Consider the following 20,776-nt stretch of genomic DNA (forward strand, 5'->3'; position numbering starts at 1 on the left):
TTACTTCTCCAATCTTTTATATTGTGGTGTACCTGCCACCCAGGTTTCTACAATGGCCCTGTCGTCACCCAACATAGACAGGGCAAATAGCACGTCTTGTGGTGATTCCTGAGATTTAAGGCGGTGTTCTGTTAATTCGCAGAATCGTGGTTCAACCACGATAAAATCAGCGTGAGTGCCAGGGTTCAAATTGCCAATGGAATGACTGAGCCCGTGAGCACAGGCCGCCCCTTGTGTCATCAGGTACAACCCCTCTACAGGTGATAAGGATTGCTGTTGAAGTTGGCATACCTTGTACCCTTCACCATAAGTTCGAAACATATTGAAAGTGGTCCCTGCGCCCACGTCTGTAGCCAGGGTTACCGGCACTTTATATTTCCGAGCCTGGTGAATAGGAAATAAACCACTTCCAAGAAACAGATTAGATGTAGGACAGAATGCAATGGTGGCCTGTGCCTCTGCCATGCGCTTCCACTCGTTATCAGTGAGGTGCACGCAATGCCCAAATACTGATCGGGAGCGCACCAGACCGTAATGATCGTAAACGTCCAGGTAGCCTTGGCGCTCGGGAAACAGGCTGTTCACCCAGGCTATTTCTTTCTTGTTTTCCGACAAGTGAGTTTGAATAAATACATCTTTATATTGTGATGCCAGCTCACCAAGAGCTGCAAGTTGTTCGCGACTACTGGTAGGTGCAAAGCGCGGTGTTAGAGCATAGAGGTTTCGCTCTTTGTTATGCCATTTTTGGATCAGCCGTTCGCTTTCTTCTGCTGCTGTCAGGGGCGTATCACTGAGACCGTCGGGGCTATTGGTATCCATACATACCTTGCCTGTAATCATCGCCATATTGATGTCGGTTGCAGCGGTAAAAAGGGCGTCTACTGATGTGCTGTGAACGGTGGGGTACACTAACCCTGTAGTGGTACCGTTTTTAAATAGTTGACGCAGAAATACGCCTGCCATGGCTTCAGCGTATGATTTGTCTGCGAAACGTCTTTCTGTAGGAAAGGTATATTGCTCCAACCAGGCAAGTAATTGTTCCCCATAGCAGGCAAGCATTTCTGTTTGAGGAAAATGCAGATGACTATCAATGAGCCCTGGTAGTACCCAATATTGTGAGTAATCGAGCAACCGGGCATCCGGGTAATCACTGCGAATAGCAGCAAACTCGCCGATAGCCACAATTTTATCGTTACATACCACCATACCCCCATCGCGATACCAAACGAGATCCTTGTCTGGTTGATATGACGCTTTAGGGAAGTGAAGCAGCTTGGCGCGAATAAGTTGTTGTTTCACTAACTACCCCGGTAACTACTAAAACCAAATGGGGAAATTAGCAGTGGAACGTGATAGTGACCGCCGTTTTCTTGTATAACAAATGCAATATCCACGTAGGGATAAAAACTTTCTCCGTGCCGTGTAGTCAGGTATTCATGACAGTGGAAACGAAGTTGATAAGTACCGGCCGTTAGCGTGGCGTCCTGCCAGGATTTACAGCGACCATCATCATCAGTAATGCCCTGATATTGACTGCCATCAGGCGTTGTCAGTGTAAGGGGAAGGTTAGCCGCTGGTTTACCGGATGTGGTATCCAGCACATGGCTTGAAAGTGAAATCATTGAGGTCCTCATATTACCAGTGCCTTATCAAGGCGAAGACAGGTTATTTTAATTTGTTCTGATGCCGCGTTTTGAATTTCCGCTTTTGTGCTGTTATCAAGCCGCTTGTTGAGTGCTGCTAACATAGTATCAGCAGACAAACCGGTGGCGCATATGATAAAGATGAAGCCGTGTTTTTTCAGATAAGCTTCATTGGCACTTTTAAGCGCGAGCAATATGCTGTCATCTGCCACTGCAGTGCCAGCTTGCTCTCCGGCAGCGATTGCTTTGGTATTGGCGTATTTACTTCTAAGGGTGTTGATATCGCCAATCATAGGGTGAGCGGAGAATGCTTCAAAAAAGTCATCGTTGCTCATCGCTTGCCAACTCGTATGGGCTGCCTCAAAAACCTCGTCTTTTGTGGTAAACGGGCGAGCCTGATCCATTAGTGTTACCCAGTGTTGCGCTGCACAGGTTTGCGTGAAAAAGGCTTTACTGGCTTCTTCTGATAAAGCATTTAATTCTTCTAATGTCATTGAGTGATTACCTCGGCCCTGGCTTTTAACGGTGTTGTATTTAGCATGTTGATAATCTGGGCGCTAATAGAAACGGCTACCTCGACAGGACGTTTCCCTGTCACCGATAACTCTCCCACCGGTGAAACAAAGGCTGCCATGGCAGCATCATTCAGTTGTCGATGGGCTAATCGGGTTTTGAATCGCTTGGCCTTTGTTTCAGAGCCTATCATTCCCACATACGGAAATTGAGCCAGCTTGAGTGCAGTTTCAGCTAGTCTGAAGTCAAGTTGATGATCGTGGGTTAAAATCAGTACCCAGCTATCTGCAGGCAGTAAACGCAATTCTCCCTCTGGTTGAGGGTCACACACGGTATTCACATGCGCCGGGACGTCCAGGTTGTCAAAAACTTCCGACCGACTATCTATCCACAACAGATTTAACGGCAGCTGCGCCAGAATGGGCACCAGTGCCTGGGCTACATGACCCGCGCCGAACACAGCGAGGGTCTGGCTGTGGGTGGCTTTCACTTCAAACAACACTTTTACCGCGCCACCACAGCACTGTCCAAGTTTGCTTGAGAGCGGGTAAGACTCTACGTGCTGCGTATCTTTGCCGCCAAGCAAGAACTGCCGGGCTTTAGTGACAGCATCAAATTCCAGATGACCACCTCCGATAGTATCGTATTGGCTGTCATCAGTGACCACCATCTTTGCGCCTAGCTCCCGCGGTGTAGAGCCGGCTGAAGACAGTACCGTTATCAACACGTAGGCCCGTCCGTGCTGGTGGCAAAAACTCAAGCCTCCGTACCAGGTTCTAGGCGCAATCATGGGGTGATCCTTCTGAGTGTTTGCGAACCTCATTGACGGCGGCCAGCACTCTCTCTGGTGTAGCCGGCGTTGATAATTCGGGATCGATGCGATAATCAGCAAGACTGGCAATGGCGTCTTTTAATGCCGACCAAACAGAGATCGCCAGCATAAATGGAGGCTCTCCAACAGCTTTGGAATGATAAATACTGTCTTCGTCATTAGGTCGGGCATACAGGTTTACGTTCATAACGTTTGGTGTATCGCCAATAGCCGGAATTTTGTAGGTTGCCATATTCGCGGATAACAGTCTGCCACTGTCGTCCCATTTGAGCTCTTCGGAAGTGAGCCAGCCCATACCTTGAATAAAGCCGCCTTCTATCTGTCCGATATCTATCGCTGGATTCAGACTGGCGCCCACGTCATGAAGAATGTCTACTTGCTCTACTTTGTATTCACCAGTAAGGGTGTCGATACTGACTTCACTGGCTGCTACGCCGTACGCAAAGTAGAAAAAAGGCCGGCCACTGCCTGTTTCCCGATCATAAAAGATCTTTGGTGTACGGTAATACCCTGTGCTCGACAAGGAAATACGGCCCATGTAGGCAGCTTGAACCAATTCCGGGAAGTCGATACTGTGCTCACCAATATGCACCTGGTTATTAATGAATTGTACTGAATCAGCCTTGATGCCCAGAGAATTAGCCCAAAACTCAATGAGTCTTTCTTTGAGGGTTATACACGCATTTTGTACCGCTTTACCGTTGAGATCAGTTCCCGATGATGCGGCCGTAGGCGAAGTGTTCGGCACCTTATCTGTGCGGGTGGACGTTACCTCAATACTGTCTGTATCTACGCCAAATTCGTGGGCGGCAATCTGGGCTATTTTGGTGTGTAAACCTTGTCCCATTTCTGTGCCACCATGGTTTACCTGAATGCTGCCATCTGTGTATATGTGAACAAGCGCGCCGGCTTGATTCAAATGCTTAGCAGTAAACGAAATGCCAAATTTGACCGGCGTCATAGCCAGCCCTTTCTTGATTACCGGACTATTTTGGTTAAATGCTGAAATGGCACGGCGTTTTTCCCAGTACTGACTGGACTCTTCAAGACGCGCTATCATATCCCCAAGTAAGTTTTCACCGATATCCATGCCATAAGGCGTGATGTTCCCTGTCGCTTTGTCATACAAATTACGCTTGCGTATGGTCAACGGGTCTTCACCTAACTTTCTGGCGATACCATCGATGATAGCCTCAGCTACAATCATACCCTGAGGACCGCCAAAGCCGCGATATGCGGTATGTGACACATAAGAAGTTTTTAAGCGGTGCCCGGTAACACGGGCTACACCCAAAGAGTAACCGTTGTCAGCGTGAAACATGGCCCTGTCAACAATAGCGTCAGAAAGGTCAGCGCTATAACCACAGTTGCCATTCACCACGATGTCTGCAGCGGAAATCTTGCCCTGATCGTCAAAACCTACCTGCCAATGGTTTTCAAAAGGATGGCGTTTACCGGTTACGGTCATATCCTGACTGCGAGGTAGTCGACACTTAACGGCACACTGATTGCGCTTAGCAAAAATCGCTGCGATACACGCCCATTGTGCTGCCTGGCTTTCTTTACCACCAAAACCACCGCCCATTCTACGCATATCAACAGTGACTTTGTGTAAACGTTCACCGAGTACTTCAGCAACGAGCTTTTGTACTTCACTGGGGTGCTGGCTGGATGTGTAAATCGTCATCCGGCCGTCTTCTTCCGGTACCGCAAGAGAAACCTGACCTTCTAAGTACATGTGTTCTTGTCCACCGACAGACAAAGCACCTTGTAACGAATGGGGGGATTCCGCTATTGCCGATTTTGCCTCTGGGGACCCGAAAACATGCGTAGGGCGTACAAAAGATTGCTCGGCCAATGCCGCTTCCACACTCAGCACCGCAGGCGTTTCTTCTATTTCAACTACCCCTGCTAGCGCTGCGCTTCTAGCTGCGTCAGTACTGGTGGCTAATACAGCAAAAACCGGCTGTCCGTAAAAAAGTACGCGCTTTTCTGCAAGAACCGGGTCTCCATCAAACACTGGCGCAATATCGGTGTGACCGGGGACATCGTCAACGGTGATAACATCAATTACGCCAGGGCATGCTTTAACGGCCGTGAGGTCAATTTTTTTAATTGTACCTGAAGCACACTGGCTGGTACCAATGCCAACGTAAGCGGTACCAATGGGCTCGCGAATATCGTCAACATAGCGAGCTTCACCACTCACTTGTCGCGCTGCACTCTCGTGGGGTTTTGCTTTTCCGAGCCTGCTGTTTGAGGCTTCTGACACTGGCGGTTGTGTAAGTTTACGCATGATTCACCACCCGGGTTTCTATTTTTCCTTCACTCTGGTGTTCCAGCCAAAAACGATGCCACAAGTTAACCACAATCTGCTTGCGATAGCTGGCAGATGCCCTCACGTCATCGATGGGGGAGAAGGCTCTTTCAAGCACGGTTTTGCCTGCCTCCAGTGTCGCCTTATCATTCCAGTGTTTACCAGTAATGGATGACTCCAATTCCGCACAGACTGCTGGCGTTGCGGCTACTCCTCCAAACCCTGTTTTTAATTCCGTTACCACATTGTTTTCTACAGTGATATTGAATACCGCGCAAACCGCCGATATGTCGTCTTCTATTCGCTTAGACACCTTATAGGCTGCGATTTGTTGGTTTGATGTCGGCAGGGGGAGTTCGATGGCATCGATCCATTCGGTTTCCTTAAGTAAGGTTGTTCGATAACCGGTGAAAAAATCCCGAACACGAACGTGTCTTGATGTGTCACCGCCATCTAATTTCAGTGATGCATCAAGGGCTAGTAGCAAGGGGGGCGAGTCACCAATAGGTGATGCATTTGCCACATTCCCACCAAGTGTTGCCTGATTGCGCACGGGCAATGAAGCAAACCGGGTAAATAACTCTTTGAGGGTTGGATAGTCGCAAACAATTTCAGCGATGGCTTGTGTAAGCGGTAATGCCGCACCTAAGGTTAACACTGAAGATGTGCGTTCTACCCGCTTGAGCTCGGCTACTTTTGCCACACTAATCAGGCGTGAGAAACGGCGATGCTGCTGAGTAATTTCAAGGGCGAGATCAGTACTTCCTGCAACCAGGGGCGCGTCGGGGTACTGATGTTTAATCACTCGTAATGCCTCGCGGTTTGCTGGCATATGAAGGCGTGGCTCATCAGAGCTGTCTTGCTTTTCATTGAGGGCGATCAGGGCGCGCAGGGTTTTGGCTTTGTTGTCATCAAAATGATCGGCCGTAGGCTGCTCACACGCTTCCAGTGTCGCGTCGATTATGGGGCGGTAACCCGTACATCTGCACAAATTACCAGATAATGCATCGACAACATCCTCCCGACCAGGGTTTGCAGCGTTGTGATACAGAGAAAACGCTGACATAACGAAACCAGGTGTACAAAACCCGCATTGAGAGGCATGGTGTTTAACCATCGCCGACTGCACCGGATGTAATTCGTTATCTCGGGCTAAATCTTCGACAGTAATAAGTTGTTTCCCGTCTAATGCGGACATCAACGCTATACAACTGTTGATGGTGCGATAGCTGATATCCTGGTTATCGTTACACAAGGAAGCTACAACTACAGTACAAGCGCCACAATCACCGGCTGCACAGCCCTCTTTGGTACCGGTTTTTTTCATTTGCTCACGTAGAAAAGCGAGCACCGTCATGTTTGGGTCGTGAACCTGTATTTCGACAGGCTCGTTGTTCATTAGAAAACGGACCATGCCGAGCTCCGGTTATTTGTTGAATTACTGATATACATTACTATAAATGGATTTTGCATAAAAAAGTAGACCATATGGTCAGTTTTTAAGAATAAAAAAAAGCCCTCACCAGGACTGCCTTAAATTGGTGCGTTTTTTTGGTTCGTTGCTTCTTTTTGGGGATGTGCCTTGTTATCGTTGCATAAAAAATGGGCTGACAGCCTGCCAAGACGTTTAATTAACCCTTTAGAAGTAAACGCTACAATAGCGCTGCAAGATTTGTGCGAAGTGGATTAGGCGGGAATAAATTTAAAAAAAGAATTATTTTTTCGACTTTTACGTAACTATGGCACTATGACTGAATAGTCAGGTTTGACTCAGATAAAAAAGGAATATGAAGTCGTTATGGCTCAGACATCTAAATTGGACGCCAGTGTCGGGACCCGTAACCGCACCATAATTTTGGCAGCGGCAGAGAAGGCCTTCGCATCTCATGGGTTTAAAGGAACGTCGGTTCAACAAGTCGCCGATTTGGCAGGTTTACCAAAGACCAATGTATTGTATTATTTTAAAACCAAGCAGGATCTATATCTTGCCGTACTAAAACAAACCCTGGGTTTATGGAATTCAACGTTTGATCTGGCAACGGTAAATGACGACCCTGCCGAGGTATTATCCCACTACATCGCTGAAAAAATGGAACTGTCACGCACGCATCCGCTTTCATCGAAAATCTTTGCAATGGAAATCATTAACGGCGCGCCGAACTTAAATCATTACTTTAACGACGAGCACAGTGAGTGGATGCAAGGGCGAATTACGATAATACAGGGCTGGATTGATAATGGCAGGATGATAGCTGTAGATCCACATTATCTGCTTTACAATATTTGGGCGAGTACTCAACACTACGCCGACTTTTCAACACAGATTACCCGCCTTCGCGGAGCAAAAATGAAAAAGACGGATTTTGCAGAGGCGACGCGTCATTTGGTGACGCTGATCCTTAATGGCTGTGGATTGTCGGTGCCGGAAAAATATAGGATCAGTTCAAAATGAGCCAATCAACAGGCGTTTACCCCAGAGATCTCAAAGGCTACGGTGCACATCCGCCGCACCCCAAGTGGCCCGGTAATGCAAAAATTGCGGTGCAGTTTGTATTAAATTATGAAGAGGGAGGGGAGAATTGCGTTTTACATGGCGATAGCCATTCAGAAATGTTTCTGTCTGAAATTGTCGGCGCACAAGCATATCCTGACCGCCATTTAAGTATGGAATCTATTTACGAATACGGTAGCCGTGCCGGTTTTTGGCGACTGTATCGCCTGTTAACCGGTAAGCAAATCCCGGTTACAGTGTTTGGCGTTACAATGGCACTGGAGCGCCATCCCGAAGCGGTGCAGGCAATGCTGGATGCGCAGTGGGAAATTGCCAGCCACGCCATGCGGTGGATTCATTATCAGGATATGGATATCGATACTGAGCGCCATCAAATAGATGAGGCAATTCAGTTACACGAAAAACTCACCGGAACAAAGCCTGCGGGCTGGTACACCGGGCGCACGAGTCCGAATACACTGAAATTGATTGCCGAGCGAGATGATATTTTATATTGCGCTGATTCCTACGCTGATGATCTGCCTTATTACGATATCCATAATGGCGCACCTTTGCTGATGGTGCCATATACCCTTGATACAAATGATATGCGCTTTGCTACACCACAGGGCTTCAATAGTGGCGATCAGTTCTTTAGCTACCTAAAAGATGCGTTTGATGTGCTTTATGAAGAAGGCTCGACACAGCCTAAAATGCTTTCTGTAGGTTTGCATTGTCGATTAGTGGGACGTCCTGCAAGAATGGCTGCGTTAAAGCGGTTTATAGAGTATGTACAAAGTCATGACAAAGTATGGCTGGCAACGAGGGAAGATATCGCTAAACATTGGCAGGCAAATTTTCCCTATCAACCTCATGCAGCTGTTTAATCGTTTGCACTAATATAAAGCGAATGAAACCGCTGGCAGAGGCAACCCTGTCAGCGGTTTGTAGATGCAATTATTTCAAATCGAAGATATAACGCAGAAGAAAAACCAGGGCCAGCGCATAGGTTATTTTACTTACCTGTTTATAGCGACCGCTCCCCGCCATTGTGACCACATAAGTAATAAAGCCCAATGCAATACCTTCAGAGATACTGAACGTTAGCGGCATGGCCAGCAAAGCCACGGAAGCGGTAGCCAAGGCCCCCAAATCATCAAAGTCGAGTTGTCTGATGGAGTCCATCATTAAAATACCTACCATCAGCAATGCTGGCGTGGTTGCCATTAATGGGATTACTTTCATTAGCGGTGTAAGGAATAGCGCAAGTACAAAACACAAGGCAGTAACCATGGCGGTAAGGCCGGTACGTCCGCCAGCAGATACCCCTGCGGCAGATTCAACATAGCTGGTTACCGGAGACGTACCAAGTGCGGCTCCAACCACGCTAGCTGATGCGTCTGCTGTCATTGCACTGCCAATCTTGGGAAGCTTGCCTTCTTTATTCAGCAGGTTTGCTTTGCGTGACACGCCGATGAGGGTACCAATGGTATCGAACATATTGACGAACATCAGGGCGAAGATGAGATCCCATGTTTCAGAGAAGTGTTCGATGGGGTACCAGATGTCCATAGCAAAAAAAGTGTCGCTAATTGGGTCAGGTAAGCCAACGATGGCATCGGGATGTTGAGTGAGATAACCATTTTCCGTAGGAATAAATGCACCTACGACAGACAGTAGAATAATAGACAGTAAAATGCCGCCTGTGATATTTCGCATCACCACAACAATAGTCAGCAAAATGCCCGCAAGTGCCAACATCACAGCGGGGTCAGAAAGATCGCCGAGGCTGACAAAGGTTGCGGGGTTGTCGACTACCAAACCAGCGTTCTTCAGGCCGATAAACGCAATGAAAAGGCCAATGCCACATTGTACCCCAACTTTTAACGACGGTGGCACAGCCTCTGCTATTTTCGTGCGCACACCAGTAAGCGTAAGTAACAAAAACAACACACCATTCCAAAACACGATCCCCAGCGCGGCTTCCCAGGGGACTTCTCTGTTCAGGCAAATAGTAAAGGTGAAAAAGGCGTTGAGACCCATGCCAGGGGCAAGAGCAACAGGGTAATTTGTCATCAGAGCCATTAATATACTGCCCAAACAGGCGGCCAGTGCGGTAACTGTAATTAACCCGGCAACCGGCATACCTGATAATCCGAGGATCCCTGGGTTAACCACAAGAATGTACGACATTGCTGCAAACGTGGTCATTCCGGCGATGACTTCTTTCTTGAGGGATGTTCCATTGGCTTGTAGTTTGAACAAGCGATCCAATAAAGCGTGTGACATGGGTTCTCTCTGGATTGTTATAGTGATTTGATTAATACTACACACGTGCTAGCAATATCCTGACCATTTAGTCAGGAATGGTGTGATTTATGCTTATATATCAGGTTCATGAAAGGCGTTAGTTGTCGTTCATTTTGATTTAATTAGGTTTTTTTAAAACGACAAAAGAAAAGCTATTTTAAATACATGAACTTGCGAGCTAAAAGTATATCAAACTTGCATGGAAAAAAACGTAAGAGAATGGGTGGGGAGTGCTATTTTGCACCAAAATGGTACATTGTCCGTATCTGGCGCGCTTGTAAATGCACAGCAAGCTTAGTCCAGTGAGTGGTATCCGTACTATCGGGGCACTTCCCCTTTAACATATAGAGTTTTGCTACACTGGTAAAATGCAATTTCAGTGTGTAGAGGCTAGTTTAGCCTTGTCGCAGTGAGTACGTTACTAAGGAAAAAATCATGTCGATAATAACGTTAATAAAGGCACTTCCTAAGGCTGAATTACATTTACATATTGAAGGTAGTTTGTCGCCAGCGCTCATGTGGGAGTTGGCGCAAAAACACAATATTTCCATGTCGTACAACTCTGTAGAAGAAATAGAAAAGGCATACCAGTTTTCAGACTTGCAGAGCTTTCTCGACCTTTATTACGCAGGTGCTGGCGTATTACGTGACGAAAATGATTTTTATCGTCTGATGAAAGATTACCTCGATGCCTGTGAGAAAGATAATATCGTTCATACAGAAATCATGTTTGACCCTCAAACCCATACGCAACGAGGTGTGGGCTTTAATGTCTTTATGCCCGGCTTCTTGCGTGCCATAAGAGAAGCACAAGAAGGGCGGGGTATGAGTGTCAAACTCATTATGTCCTTTTTACGCCATCTAACTGAAGCCGATGCTATCGAAACGTTAAGACATGCAGAACCCTGGTATGACAATATTCACGCTATAGGGTTAGACAGCTCAGAATTAGATCATCCTCCGGAGAAGTTTGAGCGGGCATTTAGTCTGGCAAGAGAGGCAGGGTTTAAGCTCGTCGCTCACGCGGGAGAAGAAGGTCCTCCGGACTACATTTGGCAGGCAATAAACCTGCTAAATGTGGATCGCATCGACCATGGTGTGCGGTGTCAGGAAGATGAGGAACTCATGTCTTTAATAAAACACCGTAAAATTCCCCTCACCGTATGCCCCTTAAGTAATCTAAAGTTATGTGTTATAGACGATATGGCTGATCACAACATCCTTTCGTTACTGGATGCAGGGTTGATGGTCACCGTAAATTCTGATGATCCAACCTACTTTGGTGGCTTCTTAAATGATAACTTTATCGCTCTTCACGATGCCTTGGAATTATCTCATGGGCAATGTGCCCAACTGGTAAAAAATAGTTTTGAAGCCAGTTTCTTATCTGATGATGAAAAGGCCAGGTGGTGTAACAACGTTGATGAAATTCTCGCGCAAATCGCTTCGCCAGATTGACAGAAAGAACGCCCGCCGGTAAGGAAGAATATCGGAGCGGGCGTACAAGGCAAGAACGACTATATGCCTGGGGTTTGCTCTTTGTATTTGTTCCAGTTATCAACCAGCTCGTTGATAACCGTACTACCCACTTTATATGCGGCCTCAAGGGATGGCACCATTCCGGCATAGCCTGCACCAGAACTTTCCATTTTTAAGTTTTCAGCGGCGGAGAGTCCGGTAGGTTGCATTGTAAAGTTACTAGCGGTTCTAAGTACCATAAAACGATTCTTGTCTACCAAGCCAGCATTATGCAAATATTGCATTGCCTGATAGCTGCCAGTGTCTTCCATGCCTGAGGTGATAAAGTTACCTTCATCGCCAACCCAGAATTTAACCCAGCCATTGGCCCAGTCATTCATTTTTTTTCCATGCCAAAAGGTAGCAGCAGCGAGGTGGTCGCCAATCATAACTTTCGCCTGAGTTTGTGCGTTAGGATACAGCTTATAGCGAGCTCGTAGTTCCGCCATGGCGTCTGTTTCCATCAGTGCCACATCCTTGGTCAAGTCGTACGCCCATTGTGCAAGGGAGATATTTAACTGATACATTTCGCCATTATGTGCTTTTTGCGTACCGTTTTTTGCAGGGTAGGGCTCATGGGAAAACAGTGGGAAATAACCGGTCGGCCAGTTAGCGGGGATCTCTCTGGCATCTATTTCATGGGCGAGATCACCGTCGACTAAGTGACGCGTCCACACGGCTGAGCCAATTGTACCGTCTTGGGGATCCATACCGGCAATGCCCGCTACCAACCAATAAGCTTGAGTTAAGTCGAAGCGTTTGTCCAAGCCCAGCGACATAATGGCGGCTGAAGCCCGGGCGGTACCCATACCCGTGACGATGGCCAGTACGCCTTTTTCTTCGTTGGCATAGATATCATGAAAGCCATGGGGCAAGGGATAGCGTTTAGTGAGTCCATACCGGGTTTTCCACATTTGAAATTCACCGGCTTTATCTCCTTCGTCTTCACCAATTTCAAACATGGTTACAACAACAGCTTTAACCTTCATTGGGGCAGCGCTGGCGGAACAACAAATGCCTACATACAACAAACAGAACGTAAAAAGTGCTTTCACTTAAGCGTCTCCAAATAAAAACGGCATGCTAAGGCATGCCGTTTTGACCTTTCAAGTAACTTTAGAATTTATAACCGAATTTCACGTTGAAGTGCCTTGGTAATTCAGGCAAAACAATCTGACTACCAAAGAGATCCGGGAAGTTAGCACGGAAATAACGCTCGTCGGTTAGGTTTTTAACCGTGAAGTTAACGTCCCAGTCTTCGGTTTGATAAGATAATCCAGCATTGATTAACGTATATGCTGGTAATTCAACAGAACCGGAGAAACCCGATTTCGTAGAATCAGCATCGATAACACTAACACTACCGGCAAATCCATTCTGGAAATCGTAGGTTGCGGTTAAGGTATAAATGTTTTCTGGAATACCGGCTTTTTGTGCATCCGGGTTACTCGTGCCTTCCCCAACAAGGTTAAGCCCGATTACGTTACCACCCAATATTAAGGAAGGATCTTCCAGATTGACTAAATCTTCAATACCTAAGAAACCGAACTGGTTGCCATTCTCCAACGCTGTCAGGTTGATTACTTCCAGGTTAGTATAACCTGCTGAAAGCACTAAGTTTTCGTTTACCACCCAGCGCAATTCAAACTCAACACCTTCGTTTTTGGTCGTTGCGTTTGTTACGATGGCCTGGCTGTTGTAATCCGTTCTTTCCTGCTCGTAAACCGATAAAGCAAAATACAAGCTATCATCTAAGAAAGACCCTTTAATACCGTATTCGAATAAATCCGAGGTATCAAATGCGCCGCTTCCATCTTCGTTATTGAGTTGGTCAACGGTAATTTCAGCACCTTGTCCCGCAACAAGTGTCGCTTGTTCCGCCGCAGTAATATATGGGATGAGTCCCCAAGGTGTTTTGTATGAGATACTGGCATTCCACGATACGCCGTCTACGGTTTCATCTTCGGTGACAGGCGCTTCGGTACCATCTGAACCGAGTAATAGATTTACGTGAGAGGTACTTTCAATATCAATGGTGTCATAACGCACACCCAACACCAGGTTCAAACCGAAGTCCCAGGTGAGATCTGTCATGGCAGCGATGCCGAGATCCAGGTAATTACCTTCATCATAGTTATCGAAGTTTCTACCGATTCGGGTTGCCAGTTGACGCTTATCCAGAGCAGTCGATGGCATAGTTAAGTCACGACGGTTGAAGTATTCGTACGTGAAATCGTCTCCGTGCAGGAAATCGGTGTAGCGCAATGATGGAGAAACCTGAAATTGTGCTAAAAATGAGTTGGTTTCAATTTCTGTTGAAAATACCAGTTTATCTTCAATAACCCAGCTATCATGGAATTGCGAAAACCCGTAAGCGTTTTCGTTGATATTTTCATAGGCATCGTAGAACAACTGGTTTTTGATTTCCCAGCTATCAGCGTAATAAATAATATCGAAATATAAAGTATTAGCTTCGTTTTCAAGCACATCATCTGGCGCAACAAGGGTCTGAGACGCATCCAGTGTAGTGGTGCCAACATTTTCCAATGCCATTAGCGGGGTGGCTTCTGCATCAGTAAAGGAAGAGGCAGGGACATAAAAGAAGCTTTCTCCGGCAATGTTAACCGCGCCGTATTCATCATGTGAAATAAGGCCGTCACCGTCAGTATCCAGAGGTTGTGCAGTACCCGTGATGTAAGTACCGTTGTCTACTAATTCCTGAGTTAAGCGGTTCCAACCAGCTACCTGATTACCGTCGTACTTGTGATACATACCGCCAAATTCAATACGTAAATCATCAGTGATGTCCATATTGAAGGAGGCTTGTAGAATAGATTGATCAGTGGCTGAGTTTTCATAAAAGCTGCCTGAATTTTCTACTTCGCCATAGACATAATAACCCATTTCTTTGCCACCAAGTGTGGCTGGTCCACCCACTTCTGCGGTAACAATACTCTTGTCCCAGCTACCGTGAGTGTAGCTCATCGCGCCGGTTGGTTCTTCCAGATACTGGCCTGAAGATGCCCGTGCAGATTTGGGGTTAAAGTTTAGGTAACCGCCAATTTTTGCCGGACCATAAATAGGTGATGCAGGGCCCCGAACAATATCGATGCGGCTAGATGCGCCAATTGGAGTAGGGTAGTTCCCCGGGTTATCTAAGCGCTTAACTCCGCGGAAATAGGTTTCACCTGGTGTACCACGAACATCGAGTGAACCAGCTACACCAAAGAAAGACTGGGTGAATGTTCCCGGCGCAAATGCAACCAATTCATCGATGTCAGACACGTTAAACCGGGCCATTTGCTCATCACTGATTGTAGAAGCAGAACGAGGGGTTTCCAATATGGACTTACCAAAGCCAAATACAGCTTCAACATCCTGGCCTGGAAGACTGCCCAAAGAACCAGTGACCTCAATTTTTTCATATTCCTCGTCACTTGGCTCGTTGGTTTCTTGAGCAAACGCCGTAACCGGCGATAACACGAGACCAAATGCAATGGCTCTGGCCAGCGGGGAAACCGCAAATAAAGTGTGTTTCATGTTGTTCCTCTGATTTAATTCTTGTGCCTCTACGGGCCTTTAGGAAATGACCTAAAGCTTGAATAGCACATTCAATGCCAAATAGTTGTCCACTTGGTCAATGGGTCTGTTTTTTGTAAGAATCTGATATTTATATTTTTTTCTGTAATTTCAATTGTTAATAAAAATCGAATTTTTTACGGCTCGCGTTACGTGAGCTGGTGTTTTGCACTTAACTGGTGCGTCTGCTCAATAAAGTGCATTGGATGACGCTCTCTCATTTCATTTTTCAAATAATTATTAGAATCTGTTTTGTTGTGCTAATTGGCTACTGACTCGGATCTTCGCAAAGAGATGCTTCACGTCGGCAGATAAAGCGGTCTGCAGGTACCGGAACGTGGGAGAACCGTGTTTGCATGGCGCGTTCTTCGAAGTCATTCAAAGCCTCTGAAAGGTTTTTGAGCATCAGCTGTTTTTGCTGTTTGGGAAGAAAGCTGTATTCGATGCTGTTTTCTGTGATTTTGCGTAGCTCTGCCCACGACAGGTTAAACGCCGTTACTGCTATGTACACTTCATCGGTGAGTGTTGCGCCCCACATTCCCCGGTCATCCGTAGACAGTGCAACCGGGATCCCCAATCGGAGGTATTCCCCAAAAGGGTGGCTTTGGTAGCTATCGACATATTCCAGTAGTAAATTACTGATCAGGTTGATTTCTATGAGGTAAGGACCATGACGCATAAGTATCAGTGTGTCGGGATCCGTTATGGTATTGAGACCATGACCGATTCTGTCTGCGCCTAATAAAAGGGTGTCACGCACGTGATGATTGGGCTCATCAACTTCCCCGGCATGAAACGCTAATGGAATCGCGGGATATTTTTGTCTGAGCATTCTCAATGTGGACAAAAATCTCAAGGGGTGGCCTTTATCATTGTCCTCTCTGCCCACCATGTTAATGCCTACATATTCTTCTCTATGTGCATCAACGAAAGCGTAAATGTTCTCTAGCTGCTCTTCGGCATTTTTTGAAAAGCGCAACAAGGCATATTGAAATTTAACCGTCAAATCTGTTGCTTTAGCCTCGGCACTGTTCACGGCATCAAGCACAATCGACAAAGCCGTATCGGCTTTGATGGGGTGGCCTGATGCATCCACCATACCTTGCACGTTCACCTGCGTTTCTAAATAGCGCACGTTTTCTTTTTGGTACGCCTGCATATTCTTAACTAATATCTGGCCGATGATGTGTGGATTGCGGGTAAGTTCATTGAGACGCTGCCAATGGGTTTCGAAAAACTCATTGCGACCCTCGTGGTGTTTATCCAATTGAATACTGTTTAAAAAACCTTCTTTTTGTTCGGCAGATAGGGCTGTTAATGCCCGGTAGTGACCTTTCTCGCACGGCGACATTTGTTGCCAGGTAGAGGCTTGTACAGTGCGAAATAACATGAAAGGGTTGTCTCTGCCGAAAGTATTCGGCGACAGCCCCTGACATAAGGATGGCGTTACACGGGTGTAGTATTCGTAGCCGCCATTACTCTTCTTGTCAGTAGCCAGCTCGAACCACCACTCAGGGAAACCAGAGCCGGAAATATGATGGTGAAGATCACCGCCCTTAGGCATAGCTTGAAGAAATGCGTAAAGCTCAGCGGGGGTCGCATCGCGTTTAAAATTTCGAAACCAACTATCTATGCTGTCGGCACTGCTTACAAGGGGGAATAAACTGATAAAAAACACAAAGATAAAACGCAACATACTCTCACTCTAGTTATTTTCTGAGTGCCAGTTGCAAAAATATGACCATGTGGTCTGACTAATTGTGAATTTTTAAGTGTCTGATTAACGTAGATTTCGTGATGTGTGTTACAGGCGATTGCAGAAAGACTCGACCCAAATGCACTGAACGGGGAAACAACGCACTATTATGGTGAAAGTTGCCCCTCATTAAAAAGGGCGACCGTTGCGCTTATGAATTAGTCGAAAGTGACATTATCCGGCAGGGTGACAAAAATGGAGTGGCGTACTTCGTTGTACATGGCGCGGCTGCAATGTCCTTCACCTTCAGTGTCTTCGAGTAATAATACGTCACCAGCACCGAACACATGTCGCTCACCATTGCTTACTTTAAACTCAGCACGCCCTTTAATGATAAAAAGGAGTTGACGCGCCGGTGCTGGGTGCCATTTAAAGTCATAATCACTCGGGGTTTCTCTGAAAATGACCGTGCCGGCATCAAACCGCTCTGACAGCAAACCGATAGGTCCGCCATCGGAAAGTGGAATATCGACCTCCCCAAAATGACTTTTCCCTTCTGCATCGTTGTAAATTCGCGTTATTTTCATCAGGGGCTCCCTTTTTAATGTGCCAGGTGTTTTATTGTTGAATGTAAGGCTGCGAGTGCAACCGCAACATCGTCAGTTTTTATCGCCTCAGCCGGATGGTGACTGATACCCTTGTCACAGCGAAGAAATAGCATTGCCACCGGACACAACCTGGCCATCGCCATAGCATCATGTCCTGCACCAGAGGGCAGGGCGTAGGTTGGAATACCACACTCTGCAATGGCATTCTTTAAAATAGACTGCAACCTGTGATCGCATTGCACTGCTGATGCTGTATGGGTTTGATTTATCACCAGCCCAACTTGTCTTCTCGCTGCAATTTGATGAAATCTTTGCACAATTTGTTCCAGGACGGCATCCCGGTGGGCGTCGTCTTCACTACGAATATCCAATGAAAAATGTGTGCGTCCAGAAATGACATTTACGCCGTTGGGTTTATTCTCTATTTTACCAACAGTCGCGACCACGTTGTGTTCCCGGGCCAGCGATTCTACTGTGAGAACCATCTCACTGGCGGCAACCAGTGCGTCCTGTCGCAAAGTCATGGGCACCGTACCAGCGTGACCAGCCATGCCAGTAACCGCTATGTCAAAACGGCGAGCCCCTGAAATTGCTGTAACAACACCTACAGGTAACTTGTGTTGTTCCAGTACCGGGCCCTGTTCTATATGCAATTCCAAATAGCCAAGTACCCCGGAATCCACCACACTTGCCTGCGGCACATTGTCGAAGTCCAAACCGAAGTTTTTCATCGCTTCCGGTAAACTAATGCCATTTTCATCTTTCAGCTTGGCCCATTCATCGGGCCATCTTCCGGTAAGCGCTTTACTGCCAAGCAATGTGGACCCAAAACGTGTACCTTCTTCATCGCCAAATCCCACAATATCCAAATGAAATGGCAGAGGTGTTCGCGTGACTTTGAGAATATGCACCAATGAAATGGGCGCCACTACGCCTAGCATACCGTCATATTTACCGCCATTAGGCACGGTATCGAGGTGACTGCCGAGGATAAAACGGGGCGCATTGGGGTCGAGGCATTCATAGCGTCCCCAAAGGTTCCCAGCCTGATCCTCCCAGGAGATCATGCCTGCTTCTCCCATCCATCCAGCGACTAATCGATTAGCCTGCTTGTGTTCAGCAGTAAGGTATCGTCTGTCCAGATAGTCCGGGGATTGACTCACATTGCCCAATTCGTCGAGTCGGGCCATGACAAGCTCGGCGAGATCGTGATAATCAATCATGACGTCGTTGCTCGTATACTGTCATCGCTGCATCGACGGCTTCACCGAGAGGTAACTGCATGCCTGCTCGTCTGAGAGTAGTTTCAAGTGATTGGAGTGTATGCAGAACCGCGTCCTGTCGGGCGTTATAGCCCATGGTCCCGATGCGCCAGATACGCCCTTTTAGCGGCCCGAAACTGGTACCTATTTCTATATTGAACAACGAGAGCAACTGTTCACGTATGGCTTCGCCGTCAACTTGATGGGGAATCTCGACGCCAACGACATTGGTCATTTTATTTGATAAATCGCCAAAGGGAGTTAACGACATGGCCTGAATACCGGCTAGCATGGCATCACCCGCCGTCTGGTGTCTGTGGATCACCGCTTCCTGACCTTCGTCCAACAGGGTTATCGCACATTCCCGGGCACAAAAAAGCATAGACGCCGCTTCTGTGTGATGGTTAAGACGCTCCTCGCCCCAGTAGTCCATGATCATCGACAAATCAAAATAGTTTGACCGAATGCGGCTGCCTTCTGCGTCAGTATGATGGGCATCGCGTATACCAGCCTCAACGTGATGACGCTTTCTGATGACCTCAACGCAACGGTCACTTAAGGTGACAGGCGCACTGCCACTAGGGCCACCTAGACATTTTTGTAGGCCAACAGAAACTGCGTCCAGGCCCCATTCGTCAGTTTCAAACGGGTTCCCGCCAATAGATGCGGTGGCATCTGAATAGAAAAGTACATCGTGTTTGCGACAGATTTCACCTATATGCGCCAGGGGTTGCAGCATCGTTGTGGATGTATCGCCCTGGACGACGGCGAGCAATTTAGGTTTGACTCGCTTAATAGCGGATTCGATTTGCTCGGGCTCAAATACGTTGCCCCAGTCGGTTTCGATAGTGTGAACATCTGCGCCGGCCCGTTGAGCGATTTCAGCCAGCAGATGGCCGAATCGGCCAAAAACAGGTACCAGAACTTTATCACCTGGTTCTATGCATGAGACTAATACGGCCTCTATACCCGCTCTCGACGTACCATCAACCAACAGGGTGTGCTGGTTTTGCGTTTTAAAAACCTGTCTGTAGAGTGCCATTACTTCATTCATCGTTTGTGTCATGGCAGGGTCGTACTGACCAACGAGTTGCGTGGACATGGCCTGCAACACCCTTGGGTAGCAGTTGATGGGGCCTGGGCCCATCAGAAGTCGGGGAGGGAGTGAAAGTGGTTTCATGAAGGTTCCTAAATAAATAACTGTGCGAGCATTCTCACGCCAGTAATGATGAGGACAACTGCGAAGACTTTTTTCAGTAGTGCACCATCTAGACGGTTGGCAATACTGGCGCCAACGGGGGCGAACAAAACAGTAAGGGGGACGATGCAAACAAAGCCGAGTAAATTAACCAAACCATAGGTAGCGAAAGGGGCATCCTCCGGGGTGCTACCGATGATAAGCATGGTTAACGCTGCGGGCAGAGAAATGATTAAACCCACAGCTGCCGCGGTTCCAACAGCACGATGTGCAGGATAATTGCAGAACGTTAGAGTGGGGACGGTTAGGGTTCCGCCGCCAATACCTACCATACTGCTAAAAAAGCCAATACAGGTTGCCATAAAACCCTGACCAGCAGGACCGGGAAGCCCGTCGGTGATAGCCTGCTTTTTCCCGAACAGCATGTTAAGTGCCGAAAGGGTGGCAATACTGCCGAACAAAAGGGTTAGCCATTTACCATCGATTTTTGTAACCAGATAGCTACCTGCAAGTACACCAGCCAGAATAAAGATCGCCCAGTGACGAAGCAGGGCAGTATCAACATTGCCTTTTTTCTTGTGGGCCAGAATCGAACTCACGGATGTGGGGACAATTGTTGCAAGGCTGGTAGCGGTGGCAACAACCATTGCGGTGTCTGCACTTATCCCAAGCGCTTGAAACAAGAAATACAACACGGGAACAATGACGATGCCACCGCCTACGCCAAGTAAACCTGCCAAAATGCCAGCGAAAATACCGGTGCCCATCATGGCAAGAATGATTGATAAGTTGTCTACTATGAACTGCAT

17 protein-coding genes are annotated in these 20,776 nt (G+C 47.2%); 3 read left to right on the forward strand and 14 right to left on the reverse strand.

All coding sequences use genetic code 11. The annotated features are described in order from the left end of the window. Genes guaD through xdhA form a run of 6 tightly spaced genes read right to left on the reverse strand, consistent with a single transcriptional unit; the run spans position 1 to position 6,719 of the window. A complete protein-coding gene (guaD, locus tag ACXACM_RS12020) occupies positions 1–1,299 on the reverse strand; it encodes a guanine deaminase (protein WP_474821974.1) in 1,299 nt (432 codons plus the stop codon). Next, on the reverse strand, positions 1,299–1,622 hold the full coding sequence (gene uraH, locus ACXACM_RS12025; RefSeq protein ID WP_474821975.1) for a hydroxyisourate hydrolase: 324 nt from the start codon (positions 1,620–1,622) through the stop codon (positions 1,299–1,301). Before uraH ends, guaD begins: the two co-directional genes overlap by 1 nt. 8 nt (positions 1,623–1,630) lie before the next feature. After that, entirely contained in the window at positions 1,631–2,137 is a 507-nt protein-coding gene (gene uraD, locus ACXACM_RS12030; RefSeq protein ID WP_474821977.1) for a 2-oxo-4-hydroxy-4-carboxy-5-ureidoimidazoline decarboxylase, read from the reverse strand. Beyond that, on the reverse strand, positions 2,134–2,946 hold the full coding sequence (gene xdhC, locus ACXACM_RS12035; RefSeq protein WP_474821978.1) for a xanthine dehydrogenase accessory protein XdhC: 813 nt from the start codon (positions 2,944–2,946) through the stop codon (positions 2,134–2,136). The genes uraD and xdhC overlap by 4 nt, the downstream gene beginning before the upstream one ends. After that, positions 2,933–5,284, reverse strand: coding sequence for a xanthine dehydrogenase molybdopterin binding subunit (gene xdhB, locus ACXACM_RS12040; RefSeq protein ID WP_474821979.1), 2,352 nt, complete (start codon positions 5,282–5,284; stop codon positions 2,933–2,935). Before xdhB ends, xdhC begins: the two co-directional genes overlap by 14 nt. Continuing rightward, a complete protein-coding gene (xdhA, locus tag ACXACM_RS12045) occupies positions 5,277–6,719 on the reverse strand; it encodes a xanthine dehydrogenase small subunit (protein ID WP_474821981.1) in 1,443 nt (480 codons plus the stop codon). The genes xdhB and xdhA overlap by 8 nt, the downstream gene beginning before the upstream one ends. Positions 6,720–7,103: 384 nt before the next feature. Here xdhA and ACXACM_RS12050 point away from each other — a divergent pair, with 384 nt between their 5' ends. Continuing rightward, entirely contained in the window at positions 7,104–7,757 is a 654-nt protein-coding gene (locus ACXACM_RS12050) for a TetR family transcriptional regulator C-terminal domain-containing protein (RefSeq protein WP_474821982.1), read from the forward strand. Then, positions 7,754–8,683 carry an allantoinase PuuE gene (puuE, locus tag ACXACM_RS12055; RefSeq protein WP_474821983.1) on the forward strand — a complete coding sequence of 310 codons (930 nt, stop codon included), beginning with the start codon at positions 7,754–7,756 and terminating at the stop codon, positions 8,681–8,683. The genes ACXACM_RS12050 and puuE overlap by 4 nt, the downstream gene beginning before the upstream one ends. Before the next feature lie 70 nt (positions 8,684–8,753). Here puuE and ACXACM_RS12060 read toward each other — a convergent pair whose 3' ends face one another. Then, the gene (locus ACXACM_RS12060) at positions 8,754–10,085 is read right to left on the reverse strand and encodes an NCS2 family permease (RefSeq protein ID WP_474821985.1); all 1,332 of its coding nucleotides are present in this window, start codon (positions 10,083–10,085) and stop codon (positions 8,754–8,756) included. Positions 10,086–10,541: 456 nt separating this feature from the next. Between ACXACM_RS12060 and ACXACM_RS12065 the strand changes: the two genes are divergently transcribed. After that, entirely contained in the window at positions 10,542–11,564 is a 1,023-nt protein-coding gene (locus tag ACXACM_RS12065; protein ID WP_474821986.1) for an adenosine deaminase, read from the forward strand. A gap of 59 nt (positions 11,565–11,623) precedes the next feature. On the opposite strand, the gene ACXACM_RS12070 is transcribed toward ACXACM_RS12065, so the two are convergent. The 7 genes from ACXACM_RS12070 to ACXACM_RS12100 form a co-directional block, all read right to left on the reverse strand. Then, positions 11,624–12,613, reverse strand: coding sequence for a purine nucleoside permease (locus ACXACM_RS12070; protein ID WP_474821987.1), 990 nt, complete (start codon positions 12,611–12,613; stop codon positions 11,624–11,626). 127 nt (positions 12,614–12,740) lie between these two features. Then, a complete protein-coding gene (locus tag ACXACM_RS12075; protein ID WP_474821989.1) occupies positions 12,741–15,164 on the reverse strand; it encodes a TonB-dependent siderophore receptor in 2,424 nt (807 codons plus the stop codon). Between the two features lie 307 nt (positions 15,165–15,471). Further along, a complete protein-coding gene (locus tag ACXACM_RS12080) occupies positions 15,472–16,899 on the reverse strand; it encodes an adenosine deaminase family protein (protein ID WP_474821990.1) in 1,428 nt (475 codons plus the stop codon). Between the two features lie 218 nt (positions 16,900–17,117). After that, positions 17,118–17,486, reverse strand: coding sequence for an AraC family ligand binding domain-containing protein (locus ACXACM_RS12085; protein WP_474821992.1), 369 nt, complete (start codon positions 17,484–17,486; stop codon positions 17,118–17,120). Positions 17,487–17,500: 14 nt separating this feature from the next. Further along, positions 17,501–18,730 (reverse strand): allantoate amidohydrolase, encoded by a 1,230-nt coding sequence (locus tag ACXACM_RS12090; protein ID WP_474821993.1) that lies wholly within the window; start codon positions 18,728–18,730, stop codon positions 17,501–17,503. Next, complete coding sequence (locus ACXACM_RS12095; RefSeq protein WP_474821995.1) at positions 18,723–19,949, reverse strand: pyridoxal-phosphate-dependent aminotransferase family protein; 1,227 nt, start codon at positions 19,947–19,949, stop codon at positions 18,723–18,725. The genes ACXACM_RS12090 and ACXACM_RS12095 overlap by 8 nt, the downstream gene beginning before the upstream one ends. A gap of 8 nt (positions 19,950–19,957) precedes the next feature. After that, positions 19,958–20,776, reverse strand: a complete 819-nt coding sequence (locus tag ACXACM_RS12100) for a sulfite exporter TauE/SafE family protein (protein WP_474821996.1) — start codon at positions 20,774–20,776, stop codon at positions 19,958–19,960.

The organism is Alteromonas sp. AWQ4_252 (assembly GCF_056158205.1).

Bases quoted from the DNA above. Each gene is read 5' to 3' on its own strand.
- uraH (WP_474821975.1), bottom strand. From the start codon at position 1,622: ATGATTTCACTTTCAAGCCATGTGCTGGATACCACATCCGGTAAACCA.
- uraD (WP_474821977.1), bottom strand. From the start codon at position 2,137: ATGACATTAGAAGAATTAAATGCTTTATCAGAAGAAGCCAGTAAAGCC.
- xdhC (WP_474821978.1), bottom strand. From the start codon at position 2,946: ATGATTGCGCCTAGAACCTGGTACGGAGGCTTGAGTTTTTGCCACCAG.
- xdhB (WP_474821979.1), bottom strand. From the start codon at position 5,284: ATGCGTAAACTTACACAACCGCCAGTGTCAGAAGCCTCAAACAGCAGG.
- xdhA (WP_474821981.1), bottom strand. From the start codon at position 6,719: ATGGTCCGTTTTCTAATGAACAACGAGCCTGTCGAAATACAGGTTCAC.
- ACXACM_RS12050 (WP_474821982.1), top strand. From the start codon at position 7,104: ATGGCTCAGACATCTAAATTGGACGCCAGTGTCGGGACCCGTAACCGC.
- puuE (WP_474821983.1), top strand. From the start codon at position 7,754: ATGAGCCAATCAACAGGCGTTTACCCCAGAGATCTCAAAGGCTACGGT.
- ACXACM_RS12060 (WP_474821985.1), bottom strand. From the start codon at position 10,085: ATGTCACACGCTTTATTGGATCGCTTGTTCAAACTACAAGCCAATGGA.
- ACXACM_RS12065 (WP_474821986.1), top strand. From the start codon at position 10,542: ATGTCGATAATAACGTTAATAAAGGCACTTCCTAAGGCTGAATTACAT.
- ACXACM_RS12070 (WP_474821987.1), bottom strand. From the start codon at position 12,613: ATGAAGGTTAAAGCTGTTGTTGTAACCATGTTTGAAATTGGTGAAGAC.
- ACXACM_RS12075 (WP_474821989.1), bottom strand. From the start codon at position 15,164: ATGAAACACACTTTATTTGCGGTTTCCCCGCTGGCCAGAGCCATTGCA.
- ACXACM_RS12080 (WP_474821990.1), bottom strand. From the start codon at position 16,899: ATGTTGCGTTTTATCTTTGTGTTTTTTATCAGTTTATTCCCCCTTGTA.
- ACXACM_RS12085 (WP_474821992.1), bottom strand. From the start codon at position 17,486: ATGAAAATAACGCGAATTTACAACGATGCAGAAGGGAAAAGTCATTTT.
- ACXACM_RS12090 (WP_474821993.1), bottom strand. From the start codon at position 18,730: ATGATTGATTATCACGATCTCGCCGAGCTTGTCATGGCCCGACTCGAC.
- ACXACM_RS12095 (WP_474821995.1), bottom strand. From the start codon at position 19,949: ATGAAACCACTTTCACTCCCTCCCCGACTTCTGATGGGCCCAGGCCCC.
- ACXACM_RS12100 (WP_474821996.1), bottom strand. From the start codon at position 20,776: ATGCAGTTCATAGTAGACAACTTATCAATCATTCTTGCCATGATGGGC.